Origin of the sequence: Catenibacterium sp. RTP21428st1_D7_RTP21428_210409 (assembly GCF_040227455.1) — a bacterium.
Classification (GTDB): Bacteria; Bacillota_I; Bacilli_A; order Erysipelotrichales; family Coprobacillaceae; genus Catenibacterium; species Catenibacterium mitsuoka_A.
Genome location: NZ_JBEHVX010000009.1, coordinates 1 through 12,832 on the forward strand (window position 1 = coordinate 1; position 12,832 = coordinate 12,832).

General features: G+C 32.7%; 12 protein-coding genes. 4 read left to right on the top strand and 8 right to left on the bottom strand.

Features of this window, described 5'->3' with window-relative positions; translation table 11 throughout:
- Positions 1-161: 161 nt before the first annotated feature.
- Positions 162-1,001 (top strand): AraC family transcriptional regulator, encoded by an 840-nt coding sequence (locus tag ABUA27_RS02540; RefSeq protein WP_287845154.1) that lies wholly within the window; start codon positions 162-164, stop codon positions 999-1,001.
- 23 nt (positions 1,002-1,024) lie between these two features.
- On the opposite strand, the gene ABUA27_RS02545 is transcribed toward ABUA27_RS02540, so the two are convergent.
- The 5 genes from ABUA27_RS02545 to ABUA27_RS02565 form a co-directional block, all read right to left on the bottom strand.
- Positions 1,025-2,149, bottom strand: a complete 1,125-nt coding sequence (locus ABUA27_RS02545; RefSeq protein WP_288834644.1) for a DUF362 domain-containing protein — start codon at positions 2,147-2,149, stop codon at positions 1,025-1,027.
- Between the two features lie 71 nt (positions 2,150-2,220).
- Positions 2,221-2,847 (bottom strand): DUF5052 family protein, encoded by a 627-nt coding sequence (locus ABUA27_RS02550; RefSeq protein ID WP_281073111.1) that lies wholly within the window; start codon positions 2,845-2,847, stop codon positions 2,221-2,223.
- Between the two features lies 1 nt (position 2,848).
- Positions 2,849-4,453 (bottom strand): hypothetical protein, encoded by a 1,605-nt coding sequence (locus tag ABUA27_RS02555; protein WP_349820178.1) that lies wholly within the window; start codon positions 4,451-4,453, stop codon positions 2,849-2,851.
- Positions 4,454-4,477: 24 nt separating this feature from the next.
- Positions 4,478-5,740, bottom strand: coding sequence for a glycoside hydrolase family 32 protein (locus ABUA27_RS02560; protein ID WP_129981282.1), 1,263 nt, complete (start codon positions 5,738-5,740; stop codon positions 4,478-4,480).
- Between the two features lies 1 nt (position 5,741).
- Positions 5,742-6,461 carry a GntR family transcriptional regulator gene (locus ABUA27_RS02565; RefSeq protein WP_129981283.1) on the bottom strand — a complete coding sequence of 240 codons (720 nt, stop codon included), beginning with the start codon at positions 6,459-6,461 and terminating at the stop codon, positions 5,742-5,744.
- A 118-nt stretch (positions 6,462-6,579) separates the two neighbouring features.
- Between ABUA27_RS02565 and deoC the strand changes: the two genes are divergently transcribed.
- A complete protein-coding gene (gene deoC, locus ABUA27_RS02570; RefSeq protein ID WP_288835320.1) occupies positions 6,580-7,281 on the top strand; it encodes a deoxyribose-phosphate aldolase in 702 nt (233 codons plus the stop codon).
- A 51-nt stretch (positions 7,282-7,332) separates the two neighbouring features.
- Positions 7,333-8,094, top strand: a complete 762-nt coding sequence (locus tag ABUA27_RS02575) for an AIM24 family protein (protein ID WP_288835319.1) — start codon at positions 7,333-7,335, stop codon at positions 8,092-8,094.
- A 9-nt stretch (positions 8,095-8,103) separates the two neighbouring features.
- Here the strand turns inward: ABUA27_RS02575 and ABUA27_RS02580 are convergent, their stop codons facing one another.
- Positions 8,104-8,415, bottom strand: a complete 312-nt coding sequence (locus tag ABUA27_RS02580; protein ID WP_117459570.1) for a helix-turn-helix domain-containing protein — start codon at positions 8,413-8,415, stop codon at positions 8,104-8,106.
- Between the two features lie 230 nt (positions 8,416-8,645).
- Between ABUA27_RS02580 and ABUA27_RS02585 the strand changes: the two genes are divergently transcribed.
- Positions 8,646-9,269 (top strand): LytTR family DNA-binding domain-containing protein, encoded by a 624-nt coding sequence (locus tag ABUA27_RS02585; protein WP_161220291.1) that lies wholly within the window; start codon positions 8,646-8,648, stop codon positions 9,267-9,269.
- On the opposite strand, the gene ABUA27_RS02590 is transcribed toward ABUA27_RS02585, so the two are convergent.
- Entirely contained in the window at positions 9,266-10,468 is a 1,203-nt protein-coding gene (locus ABUA27_RS02590; RefSeq protein ID WP_349820179.1) for a class I SAM-dependent rRNA methyltransferase, read from the bottom strand. The genes ABUA27_RS02585 and ABUA27_RS02590 overlap by 4 nt on opposite strands.
- An 87-nt stretch (positions 10,469-10,555) precedes the next feature.
- The gene (locus ABUA27_RS02595; RefSeq protein ID WP_288835288.1) at positions 10,556-12,823 is read right to left on the bottom strand and encodes a glycogen/starch/alpha-glucan phosphorylase; all 2,268 of its coding nucleotides are present in this window, start codon (positions 12,821-12,823) and stop codon (positions 10,556-10,558) included.
- Between the last annotated feature and the right edge of the window lie 9 nt (positions 12,824-12,832).

Genomic DNA, 12,832 nt, shown 5'->3' on the forward strand with positions numbered 1-12,832 from the left:
CATGAATGATATCGCATCGTTCATCGAGCCCTGAAATCTGTCATTCATCAAGTTTTTCATAAACTTTTGACTCTACCTTATTTACATTAAACAACGTCAAGAATATAATAAGAATAGAAATACATAACGAATATATGGAAAAAACTAACTTAGGGGATCATATGAAAGAATATAAAGAACGTATTCACAGCAAAACCTATAAAGCCAATACGGATTTGTCTTTATACAGTGCTGGAATAGAACAATGTAAAAGTGAATATACCTATGGACCTATTGTAAGATCTTATTATGTGATGCATTTTGTCTTCTCTGGAAAAGGACAACTGACTATTAATGAACATTCCGTTGATGTCAAGGCAGGAGATATTTTCCTCATTCCTGCCAATAAGGTGGCTACCTATCAAGCGGATAAAAACCATCCATGGAAATATGGATGGGTTAATTTCTTAGGTATTAATGCGGAACAATATTTTTACTCCCTTACAAAAGATACACATGATCAATATATTATTCATAATGTTGATGTGAATCAATATTATAAACAGATTGAACGTCTATTAGATTTATCCTTTAATACAGATGCTGAATATTTTGAGTCAAATAGTATACTTCTTCATATTTTCGCAATGTTGTATGAAGAGTTAAATATCCATTTCAATAATAATGTGAAGTATTCACTTGCCGAAGAAATTCGTCTTTATTTGGATTTGAATTATCAATATAACCTTAAAATGAGTGAGATTGCGGATAAGTTTGGTATTCATGCAAATTATATGACACGATTATTTCATCAGAAATTTGATATTTCACCTAAACAATATCTGCTTTCAATTAAATTAAAAAAGGCTGCAGGCTTGTTACAGAGTACAAATCTCCCTGTATCTACAATTGCAGCCAGTGTGGGCTTTATTGATGCTCTGGCCTTTTCTAAAAAGTTTAGTAAGACTTATCATTGTTCACCCACACAATATCGTAAACAAACAAATGAAAAGAAGAATTGAGTTATTTCAATTCTTCTTTTTTATTATTTCATTTGAATAAGTTCGTATTCTCTTGTACCTAAACCAATTTTTTCCGCATGTTCTAATGTTTCTTTCCATCTGACATTAGGATTTGAATCTAGGAAGTTATCATGATGGTGATGCCAATGTGGATCAGCTAAATTATCAGATAACTGGCTATTAGGCATAGGTGTTGCATGTAAGCATGCATCTACACATGCCTGATCTAAAGCAACGGGATCAAATGACGCAAAGATACCAACATCTGGTAAGATAGGTGCATCGTTTTCACCATGACAGTCACAGTTAGGTGAAATATCTCTCACTAAACTAATATGGAATGTTGGTCTTCCATCACATACTGCCTGCGAATATTCAGCCATTTTTCTACCAAGTATTTCATTCGCATTCCAGTTTTGGTTTTCAATGGCATCAAATACACAAGCTCCAATACATCTGCCACATCCTTTACAGATATCCTGATTGATGACTGCTTTACCATTTTCATAAGTGATTGCATCACTACCACATTCTTTAGCACAGCGACGACATCCTCTACATAAGTCATCATGCACAATTGGTTTGCCTGAATTATGTTGCTGCATCTTACCAGCACGGCTTCCACAGCCCATACCAATATTCTTAATCGCACCACCAAAGCCTGTAGACTCATGGCCTTTAAAATGAGTTAAGCTGATAAAGATATCCGCATCCATGACTGCACGACCAATATAAGCTTCTTTACAATATTCACCATTTCTTACAGGTACTGTAATATCATCAGTTCCTCTTAAACCATCACCAATAATAATCTGACAACCTGTAGTGATTGTATTAAACCCATTAATATTAGCACAATCTAGATGTTCTAGGGCGTTCTTTCTAGAACCTGGATATAAAGTATTACAATCTGTTAAGAATGGTTTTCCTCCACATTCCTTAACGACATCTGCAACTGCTTTCGCATAATTAGGACGTAAATAAGATAGGTTACCTAATTCACCAAAATGCATCTTGATAGCTACAAACTTACCATCCATATCAATATCAGTGATTCCTGCTTTCTTAATTATACGCTGTAACTTTTCAGTTAAACTTACACCAACACGTGTACGAAAGTCTGTAAAATATACTTTTGATTTCTCCATGAACATATCCTCCATAATACTATTTTAAACCCAAAGCAAGGTTCATAGTCAACTAAAAAAGAGCAGCCACGCTACTCTTCTGTTAAACAATCTGAATCAATAATCTGGAAGTTTGCACGATGAATATAAAGTGCTTTACCATCAATCATGAGTTTAGTCATCTTAGGAAGGTTTTCAGGAATTTCCCAATATACATCATCACCCTGATATGCCTTAATAGGCTGACCTAATTGAGACTTAACGACTACAACTCTTCTTTTACCAAACAAGTTCTTATACTTATTTAAGTAATTTGCGATAGCTGTATTGGCTGTGATTCCGTCTGCAGTACTATTGATATGCTTCTTAGTAAAGTCTACTTCTGCATCTAATCCCTTCTGTTCAAAGATACATGTATCTCCACAGCTTTCTATTTCATTCCCATCAATTGTGATAGTAACAACTGAAGAAAGACTATATGTTTCTTTTACACTGCCATCAGAATTATATGATGATTCTTTTACTTTATTACCAGTGATTTTGATCTTCTGACCTTTTGTTTCAAATACTTTATTCCCATAATTATCATATGTATCAATTGTATAACCATTCCCAATCAAACTACCTTTAATGTCATTGAGCTTAGATTTGAAATAAGAACATCCACATAATGATAAACATACTAAAGTAACTGTAAAAATCTTCATTATTCTTTTCATTTTATTCACCTACACTCTTAATCACATTTACATCATTCATTTCAATATAACGAATATGAATTGTTTCACCTGCTTTTAAGAAAGCCAGTGTGTTTTCATTTTCTGATGTAATGACTGCTTTGTATTTCTTACCTTCTGTATCCACGATAAATAGCTTAGATTTGCCATCTACATTAAGAATTTGTACATTTGCGATTGTGATATCCTTCTTCTTAGTTTCTGCATCAGACTCTTCTGTAATTGTTTGAGAAGAAAGGAAACTCTTCTTAAGGAGTTCTAGATTCTTAACTGAATCTGCAGAATAAACAGAGACCTTCTGATAGTCTTTCGCATCTACCATCGCATACTGTTTAATAAGTCCTCCACTATCTTTAAGTGAAATCAAATAAACAGGGTGACCACCTACATTGACTAACAATGGGAATGTGGCATCATAACCATAGTTCTTGACTTCACCTTCTGCAGATTTCATTGCAGCTTTTTCATTCGCCCCAGAACAAGAGAAACGTAAAGTTTGATGAGTACGTAAGTTAGATAATACAAAGCCTAAGTTAGATGAATCTTTATTTGCAGAAGTAATACCACTATAGATCCAGATATCGCCATCTTTTTCTAAATAGTTATAACCTTTAGATGTGACAGTGACATTCTTCTGTCCTAAGACAGAGTTAAAGAATCCATCCTGTAAGCTTCCGTTTTCATCTATTTCAGTCATAATGAGTTCTTCTGGATATACACGATCCACCCATTTCGGTACTTTGTCTTTATCATATTTCTTAGATTTACCAGTAATTGGATCAAAGAGGACAGCACCAGTGACCTTCTTCTTATTGCTTACACCAAAGTAAGTATATGTTGTACATACATACCATGGATGTCCTTTTTCATCTACTTCAAATGAAGGAGAACCAAAGATGGATGTAGGGTAAGATAATTGTAGTTTACGATTTAAATTATGATTAAGAATGGCAGAAGGTACATATTTCATACCATTTAAACCTAAATCCTTTAACTTAACGATTTCTGCCTTACCATTAGTAGAATTCACTGTAATATAAGCAGGAATACCATTCTTACTATTAGTAAGATATTTAAAGAAACTTGCATATTCAAGTGGAGTGACACGATAAACACTATTCTTATAAGAAATCTGTGTATAATCATCACTTACTTCAAACTGCGACACATATTCTGGAATCTCACCCATGACCTTGTCTCCAAGCTTTACAGTACTCTTACGGTCAATAATAGGTGTCTTAGAGAAGTCTACTTCATGTAATGTCTTATTATTAAACTTTACATTTTCTACTTCTATACGACTTGCATAACGTGATGCGTGGAAAATCTTACTTGTGAATAAATCAGTCACTAAAACACCTGCCACAATCAATGCCACTGCAGCACCTAAATAACCTACCTTTTCAGGTTTAAATTTCTTACTAAGTAATGTGCTATAAGAAGTGGAAGCACCATAAATACATAATGCGACAATAATAAATATCCAGAATTCTATCGCATGAATATTTAATGCTGGTGTATAAAAATAATAAATTAGTAATACAAGAATAATAGACACCAACATAGACTTAAATTCTATTTTTTTCATATATATTTTTCCCCCTTGGAAATATCATTCGCTTAATGTTGTGATTCTACAAGTCATCTTTTTATTAAGTGAAAGCACTGGTGTGTCTTTAAAATAAACTCTATCTGTAAAGACAAGTTCTCCACCATTTATAAATACTTCTACACTACTAGAATCAATCAATAGCTTCATAGACTGATATTCTTTAATAGTCCCTACACGTTCTGTCTGATTCATTACAGTTACTTTATGATTATTTACTGTAAGTGTATAGAGATTACTTAGATTGAGAGATAAACCATCACAAATATCTAAATCTATTTCTACTTGTCTAGAAGGAAGTAGATAGTCTGTGACTTCTACTTTTTTAGATTCATATCTTAATAATGCAAGTTCTTCTACCGGCATCATATAGAGATGATTATCATGAATAGTAAGTTCTCTAGGGAAGGTCATAGCCCCAGACCACCCTTCTTCTTTTTCAGGGAATTCACTATGCCACATATCCATCCAAGCCATTAGTATACGTCTACCATCTGGTGCAAGCATTGTAGTCGCTGCATAGAAGTCATGACCATGATCTAATTCAATAAATGTATCTTTGATCTTATAGCCTGTTTGATGGTAGTTTCTGTATTTTTCACCATCTTCTTTAATACCTTGTGGTGACATAAGTAATACATTCACTCCATTAAGTCTAAATAAATCAGGACATTCCCACATCTTCCCTTCATGATCAATGGTAGAAGCATGACCATATTCACCTAAATAATCCCAATTGATTAAATCATCTGATTGATAAATGAGTACATGTCCTCTTCCATCTTCCTTCTGACCACCAATAATCATCTTAAAATGATCATCTTCTCGCCATACTTTAGGATCACGGAAATGATATGTATTATCTACAGGTGGTTCACTAATCACTGGATTATTTTCATATTTATAAAAATGAATACCATCTTCACTCCAGGCAATATTCACATTCTGATGGAATGTAATATGTTCAGGATCATCATATATATTACCTGTATAAATCAAATATAAACGATTGTTGTATTCTACTGCACTTCCTGAAAAACAACCATGAAGATCTTCTTTATCTCCTGGAATTAAGGCAATAGGTAAGTTCTCCCAGTGAACTAAATCCTTACTTCTTACATGGCCCCAATGCATAGGTCCCCATATAGGTTCATCTGGGTAGTATTGATAGAATAAGTGATAATATCCCTGAAAATAAGAAAAACCATTTGGATCATTGATCCAGCCATGTTCAGGACATACATGGTATTTTAAACGATATGTCATATTAATCTCCTTTGTGCTGATTAAGATGTAATGTGAACGTATTAATATCTCCTCTATAACGGGCAATAGAATATTCTATTGGATTCTTTTGTGTATCATAACCAATAGAGCGGAAATAGAATAGTGAGTCTCCCTCATCTATATCTAACATATCCGCAATAGTATCATCTGCGAGAGCTATTTCTAATGTACGATCAATTGTATTAATACTATGCCCCTGTTTCTCAAAAACATCATAGAGCCTAATATGCGTAAAGTCAGTATCGAGTAAACCCGGAAATAAAGAAACAGGAATATAGGTTGTAATAAAGACATTTGGATTATAATCTGTATAACGTAAACGAACAAGCTTATAGACTAAATCTTTTTCATGAATCTGTAAAGATTTCGCAATCTCTTTAGATGCTTCTTCCATTTTAAATGTAATCACCTGTGTTTTAGATACAACACCATGTCTTTTCATCTGTGTATCAAAGCTTGATATTGATTGAGTAAAATCTTGAATTACTTTAGGTGCACATACAATCGTACCACGTTTCTTTTTCTTTTCTAAATAACCTGCATCTACTAAGATTTGCACAGCTTTTCTAATCGTTGGACGACTCACATTGTATAAATCAGAAAGTTCATGTTCTGTAGGAATAATAGTTCCTTCTGAATATTCACCCGATGTAATTTTATCTAATAAGTCTTTCTTTACATCTAAATATAAAGCGCTCATAAGAGTCCCTCCTCCCTATATATACTATTTTATCACACAAAAAACACAAGTGATATATTTACATAATGTTGACATAATAAAGTTATAATGTTAGCATATATGTAAAGGAGAGATGATTATGAAAGAATATACTATTGATGATTTAGCACAGATGATTGATCATACTAATCTTCATACTGATGCTTCTAGTAAAGATATGGAAAAACTATGTAATGAGGCTAAGGATTATCATTTTAAAATGGTTGCCATCAATCAGGTACAGTCTCATTTATGTGCAGAACTACTAAAGGGTACTGATATTCATGTAGGAGCTGCCATCTCATTTCCTTTAGGACAAACTACTATTGCCTCAAAGGTATTTGATACAAATAATGCGATTGAAGAAGGCGCAACTGAGATTGATTATGTGATTAATCAAACAGAAGTTAAGAATAAGAACTGGGATTATATTAAAGATGAAATGACACAGATTGTAGCTGCATGTCATGCTCACAATATTCCTTGTAAAGTAATCTTTGAAAACTGTTATCTTACTGATGAAGAAAAAATTATGCTATGTGAAATTGCGAAAGAAGTTAAACCTAATTTTATTAAAACTTCTACTGGTTTTGGAACAGGTGGTGCAACATTTGAAGATGTCGCATTAATGAAGAAATATGTGGGTGATGAAGTAGAAGTAAAAGCTGCAGGTGGTATTAGAGATGCAAATACTTTTATTAAAATGATTCAAAATGGAGCAACACGTATTGGTACGAGTGCAGGAGTCTCTATTATTGAAGAATTAAAGAAAAAAGCTGTAGATGGTATTATTAAGATTTAAAAAGGTCATAAGACCTTTTTTCGTATATAATAGTGTCAAGGAGGTTTTTTTATGGGATTCCAAATTTTTAATTTTGAAGATAATAGTAATGTTTCTGTAGTAAGTCGTAAAGGGATTTTTAAAGTCATTCAATATGATAAGGATTTAAGCTGTACTGCAGAGGATGCGCAAACTAAGTTCTATATGAGTCAGATGAATGTAAAGAAAAGACAACTAATGATTACTTTAAATGATGAAAGTGTCAATATACAGCCAGGGGGAATGCAATGGTATGTGGGTAATGTACATCAGACAACAGGTTTAAAGGGTATTGGAGATACAATTAAAAAGTTCTTTAATGCACAGGTCACTGGTGAATCCACTATTAAGCCACAATATGTTGGTACAGGTGTAATAGTCACAGAACCAAGTTATAAACATTATATTATTGAAGATCTAGATGATTGGAATGGAGCGATGTGTGTAGAGGATGGTTTATATTGTGCATCTGAAACCAAAGTCAGCTTAAGTTCATCTATGATTAAAAGTGTATCAGGACAAACTATTGGTGAAGAAGGATTATTTAATCTATGTCTTAAGGGTTCTGGTAAAGTAGTCTTAAAATGTGATGTACCACAAGAAGAACTTATTACAATAGATTTACATAACGATACGTTAAAGATTGACGGTTCATTCGCCATTGCCTGGAGTGAAAACCTTGACTTTACAGTAGAAAGAAGCGGTAAAACACTCATTGGTTCAGCTATGAGTGGTGAAGGTTTAGTTAATGTTTATCGTGGTACAGGAAGAGTATTAATCAAACCACAGATTTAAAAACATCCACTACTCGTGGATGTTTTCATTATGTGCATAATCTTCTATAAGATATTCTGAAAGCAACATATAGATATCTCTCATACAGTTCTTTGGTACACGCGATATATTCATCACCTTCATCTCTTTACCATATAAAATATAATTCGCATCTGTACAATAGATTTCTACTAGTCTTGCAAGAGTAGTTGAAGATGGTACACATGCATCATTTTCATACTTTCCTATAGTTGTACGATCTAAATCAATACGTCTTGCCACTTCTTCCTGTGAATATCCTATTTTATTTCTTGCTTCTCTTAATCTTTCTCCCATTGACATATCTATTTACCTCTATGCCTTAAGCATAGAAATAAATATGAGCGTATGGCGCTCATGAGCGTAAAATTCTCATTTTACTATCTTTCATGACATTATTTTTCGTTTCATGATACATGTTATGTCATATAGTGAGTTATTCATGTATTGTGTTCACGGAAGCTATAACAGTGTGTTTACACGCTCAAGGACTATTAGTAGTCCTTTTTTTATTTAATAGGTGGTGGGATCTCATGATTATTTCTATAGTACATTCAAATTCTCATATAACAGAAACAATAACCAATATACTTGATTATCATCTACATCATCCTTATACAATATCTAACACTCTTATTCCTGCAGATTTGTGTTTTACTGATACACTTGAAGATATACCAAGAATAAGAAATATAAATAAAAAGGCTTTTATTGTGATAGTTACCAATCACCCATTAGGTCCTGAAACTGTCATCTATCAGCCTTTTTACTATATATTTGAAAATAGTCTAGAAAAAGATATTCCTTTCATATTATGCACATTCTTTCATTCTCGTGATTATTATCATTTCAAGTATAATTACCAGGATATTTCTATTCCTATTAATCATATTATCTACATACATACACATGAACATCTCACTACAATATATACAAAAGAAAAGAACTATCATCTCTATAAACCTTTAAAGGTGATATTAAAAGAGATTGGTTCTAAACAGATTGTACAAATTAATAAGAATACATGTGTAAATACACGTTATATTACTAAAATTAATCAATTAGATATCTATCTTAATCTAGAGATATTTAAGCTAAGCTATAAATATAAAAATAAATTTTATGAAGCATTAAAAAAGAAGTCCGAAGACTTCTAAATAATCTGGAAGATATAGAATTTTAAGTAAGATGTTTCTTCCATAGTCCAAAGAATTGGATGATCGGCATTCTGTTGAGTCACTGATACTTGTTTTAGAGTCACTCCACATTCTTTTGCGGATTCTATTAACATCTGTTCAAAGAGTGCAGTTTCCATAAAACGTGAACAGCTGCATGTAATTAAATATCCACCCTGTCTTAAAAGCTTCATAGCTTTCATATTAATATTTTTATAGCCATTATAAGCATGGTTGACAGTTCTTCTTGATTTAGTAAATGCAGGTGGATCTAAGACAATAATATCATACTGTCCCTGATGACATTTATCTAAGTAATCAAAGACATCATCCTGTACAAAAGACATTCTTTCTTCTAAGTGGTTCATCTTTGCATTCGCAAGACCTTGATCTAAAGCTGTCTGAGAAACATCTACAGCAGTGACATATTTAGCCCCTCCAAAAGCTGCATTTAATGCGAAACCACCTGTATGACTAAAACAGTCTAATACTGTCTTACCTGCAGACATGTTTCTAAGTAATACTCTATTAGATTTCTGATCTAAGAAGTAACCAGTCTTCTGACCATTTTCTACATCTACATTAAGTTTCAAACCATTTTCATTAATAACTGTTGTAGTAGGTAATGTGCTTGGTTTCCAGAATCCTTTATAGAGTTCTAAACCTTCCTTCGCACGTACTTTAACATCATTTCTTTCATAGATGGCAGATACATTCTGACCATCTTCTTTTAATACTTCTAATAATAATTCATAAATCATATCCTTGATTAAATCTAAACCATAAGATGTAATCTGAGTCACAATGATTTCATTATAACGGTCTGCAGTTAAGCCTGGTAAGCCATCAGCTTCACCAAATACAAGACGACAATTAGTTAAGTTATCTTTTTCTACTGTCTTTCTAAAATCATAGGCAAACTGAATTTTCTTTTTAAAGAATTCTCTATCAATCACTTCATTTTGATTTTTAGTTAAGATACGTACTGTAATATGACTTTCTTTAGAAAGAAAACCTGTACCTAAATAACGTCCTTGAGTCGTCATAATATCTACTAAAGAACCATTCTCAATAGAATCATCTAGACTACCTAGATTATTCTTATACATCCACATCTGCCCTTTATCGAGCCATTTTTCTCCTTCAGGAGTAATAATAATACTTGGATAATTTCTTTTCATTTTCTACACCTCGTAAATAAAATAAAGTATATATGAAATAAAATCAACAAAAAAATCAGAGTTCATTAAGAACCCTGATTGAGGAGATTATTTTAATTTCCAGATATCTTCATTATACTGTGCAATAGTTCTATCACTAGAGAAGAAACCAGCTTTAGAGATATTAACTAACATCTTCTTAGCCCATGCTTTTCTATCTTTATAATCGTTGATAGCACGTACTTTAGTCTCAATATAGTCTCTTGCATCAAGTAAGGCCATAAACCAATCCTTGTATGACATATCATTATGTAATCTTTCAAGTGATTCCACATCACCGACTGATTTCATTTCATCACTGACAATAAAATCAACAAGTGTTCTTAATTCAGAATCATTATTTAAGATATCCTGAGGATGATAATCACCTTTCGCATAATGGTCAATAACTGTATCAGCTTTTGCGCCAAAGATATAAATATTATCGTCACCTACAAATTCATGTATTTCGACATTGGCACCATCGTCAGTACCTAATGTGACTGCACCGTTCAACATGAATTTCATATTAGATGTACCAGATGCTTCTTTTGAAGCAAGGGAAATCTGTTCAGAGAAATCAGCTGCAGGAATAATAGATTCTGCATAAGTGACATTATAGTTTTCTACCATGACTACTTTTAAGTAAGGAGATACTTCTGGGTCATTGTCAATAAGCTGCTGCAGACAAAGGAGTGTATGGACGATATCTTTTGCGAGGATATAAGCAGGAGCTGCTTTTGCGCCAAAGATACATGTAATAGTATGTGCAGGCTTATGACCGGCTTTAATCTGTAAGTACTGGTAGATGATATATAACACATTCATCTGCTGACGTTTATATTCATGTAATCTCTTAACCTGAACATCGAAGATAGAGGAAGGATCTAACTCAATACCTTCTTTTTCTTTAATTACGTTCGCAAGCTGTGTTTTCTTTTCCTGTTTGATTGTAAGTAGTTTATTAAGAACTACTTCATCATCTAAATATTTCTGTAATTTCTCTAATTCACTTGCATCTTGTTTGTAGCCTTCACCAATTAAGCTATCAATCAAATCAGTTAATTCTTCATTACATGATAATAACCATCTTCTAAATGTAATACCGTTTGTTTTGTTGTTGAAATGTGTTGGGTAAAGTTCATAGAAGTCATGTAATTCAGTATTCTTTAAAATATCTGTATGAATAGAAGCCACACCATTGATAGAAAAACCAAAGTGGATATCCATATGTGCCATATGAACTAATTTATTATTATCAATGATTGCGACTTTTTCATTTGTAGATCTTTCTTTCGCAACAGCATCTAATGCTTCAATAATAGGTACTAATTGAGGCACGATTTCTTCTAGATAAGACAATGGCCATTTTTCAAGTGCTTCTGCAAGAATAGTATGGTTTGTATAAGCACATGTTTTAGATGTAATATCAATAGCCTGCTTCATTGTAAGTCCTTCTTTCATAAGAAGACGAATCAATTCAGGAATAACCATTGATGGATGTGTATCATTGATCTGGATACATACATGCTTATCTAAATCAGTTAAGCTGATTCCTTTACTCTTGATATCTTCAAGAATCATCTGTGCCCCATTAGATACCATGAAATACTGCTGGTAAATACGTAATTTACGACCTGCTTCATCACTATCATCTGGATAGAGGAATAAAGTTAAGTTACGCACAATATTTGATTTATCAAATGAAATACCATCATGTACCATTGATTCATCAACAGATGCAATATCAAATAAGTGTAATTTATTCTTATTTCCTTTATAGCCTAATACGTCTAAATCATATAATTGAGACTTTAAAGAAAAGTCCTTAAATTCTACAGTATAATGTTTGTTTGTAGGAATGAGCCAAGAGTGATCATTAATCCAAGGGTTTGGTGTTTCGCACTGTTTGTTATATTCAAATACCTGTTTGAATAAACCTAAATGATAATTAAGACCAACACCATCACCAGGTAGGTCTAAAGTTGCGATTGAATCTAAGAAACAAGCAGCTAATCGACCTAACCCACCATTACCGAGAGAAGGTTCAGCTTCTATTTCTTCAATTTCTTCTAAACTCTTTCCGTTTTCTTTGAATAATTCCTTTACTTCCTTACGAATACCTAGGTTGATTAAGTTATTACTCATGAGTTTACCAATTAAGAATTCAGCAGAGAAATAATAAACCTTACGATCACCTTCAATTGTCTTTTTATCATCAAGCAAGTCTTTTACAACACTTAATAATGCGATATAAGCTTGTTCATTAGAACAATCTTTTAATGATAAATTAAATAACTCCTGAACTCTTGTATTAATTAACGTCTTAACATCCATTCTTAAAAT

Excerpts from the sequence above, each read along its gene's own strand:
- ABUA27_RS02540 (WP_287845154.1), top strand. The coding sequence starts at position 162 with ATGAAAGAATATAAAGAACGTATTCACAGCAAAACCTATAAAGCCAAT.
- ABUA27_RS02545 (WP_288834644.1), bottom strand. The coding sequence starts at position 2,149 with ATGGAGAAATCAAAAGTATATTTTACAGACTTTCGTACACGTGTTGGT.
- ABUA27_RS02550 (WP_281073111.1), bottom strand. The coding sequence starts at position 2,847 with ATGAAAAGAATAATGAAGATTTTTACAGTTACTTTAGTATGTTTATCA.
- ABUA27_RS02555 (WP_349820178.1), bottom strand. The coding sequence starts at position 4,453 with ATGAAAAAAATAGAATTTAAGTCTATGTTGGTGTCTATTATTCTTGTA.
- ABUA27_RS02560 (WP_129981282.1), bottom strand. The coding sequence starts at position 5,740 with ATGACATATCGTTTAAAATACCATGTATGTCCTGAACATGGCTGGATC.
- ABUA27_RS02565 (WP_129981283.1), bottom strand. The coding sequence starts at position 6,461 with ATGAGCGCTTTATATTTAGATGTAAAGAAAGACTTATTAGATAAAATT.
- deoC (WP_288835320.1), top strand. The coding sequence starts at position 6,580 with ATGAAAGAATATACTATTGATGATTTAGCACAGATGATTGATCATACT.
- ABUA27_RS02575 (WP_288835319.1), top strand. The coding sequence starts at position 7,333 with ATGGGATTCCAAATTTTTAATTTTGAAGATAATAGTAATGTTTCTGTA.
- ABUA27_RS02580 (WP_117459570.1), bottom strand. The coding sequence starts at position 8,415 with ATGTCAATGGGAGAAAGATTAAGAGAAGCAAGAAATAAAATAGGATAT.
- ABUA27_RS02585 (WP_161220291.1), top strand. The coding sequence starts at position 8,646 with ATGATTATTTCTATAGTACATTCAAATTCTCATATAACAGAAACAATA.
- ABUA27_RS02590 (WP_349820179.1), bottom strand. The coding sequence starts at position 10,468 with ATGAAAAGAAATTATCCAAGTATTATTATTACTCCTGAAGGAGAAAAA.
- ABUA27_RS02595 (WP_288835288.1), bottom strand. The coding sequence starts at position 12,823 with ATGGATGTTAAGACGTTAATTAATACAAGAGTTCAGGAGTTATTTAAT.